The organism is Mesorhizobium sp. M0598, from assembly GCF_040320865.1.
Taxonomy (GTDB): domain Bacteria; phylum Pseudomonadota; class Alphaproteobacteria; order Rhizobiales; family Rhizobiaceae; genus Mesorhizobium.
The window spans coordinates 1-821 of the sequence record NZ_JAMYQL010000116.1 but is presented as its reverse complement, the minus strand read 5'-3'; the positions used below and the strand labels follow the sequence as shown (position 1 = coordinate 821).

Here is an 821-nt window from a genome sequence, read left to right as displayed (position 1 = left end):
GCTTTAATCGATCAGGGGTGACGGACGGCCATCGGCCTCCGAGCATGAAGTGTCAACCTTCAGCTTGAGAGGAGCATCCGATGACCGTCCCTACGCATCCATCCGGCAGCGCACTTCGCGAGCGCATGATCGAAGACATGTCCATGCGCGGCTTCACCGAGGATACGCGCCGAGACTATATCCGTTGCGTGAAGGCGTTTGCAGCCTTCATCGGGCGCTCGCCTGATACCGCGACGGCTGAGGATCTGCGGCGTTTCCAATTACACCAGACCGAGAGCGGCATGCGGCCGCCGGGGATCAACAGCGCGGTCTCGGCGCTGCGCTTCTTCTTCACCGTGACGCTCGACCGGCCCGATCTCTCGCGCCGTCTCACCGTCATCCGCCAGCCACGCAAGCTGCCGCTGGTGCTGAGCGTCGAGGAGGTGGCGCGGCTGCTCGAAGCCGCACCGGGACCGAAGTACAAGGCGGCGCTTGGCACGGGCTACGGGGCGGGGTTGCGGGTGTCGGAGATCGTGGCGCTCAAGGTGAGCGACATCGATTCGACGCGCATGCTGATCCGCGTCGAGCAGGGCAAGGGCCGCAAGGACCGCCACGCCATGCTGTCGCCGCAGCTGCTCGGGCTTCTGCGCGCCTGGTGGCGCGAGGGCAAACGCCGCGGCGTGATGCTGCCGCAAGGCTGGCTATTTCCGGGTCGCAGCCCGATCACGCCGCTCTCCACGCGGCAGATGAACCGCGCCGTTCATGCCGCGGCGGAGGCCGCCGAGATCAAAAAGCGGGTAACGCCGCACACCCTGAGGCATTCCTTCGCCACACATCTCCTG

The 821-nt window shown here is 66.0% G+C and carries 1 protein-coding gene; it reads left to right on the top strand.

Going from position 1 to position 821, the window contains the following annotated elements; all coding sequences use genetic code 11:
- Positions 1-80: 80 nt before the first annotated feature.
- A partial coding sequence (locus NKI59_RS34990; protein ID WP_352709076.1) for a tyrosine-type recombinase/integrase occupies positions 81-821 on the top strand: 741 nt, incomplete at its 3' end.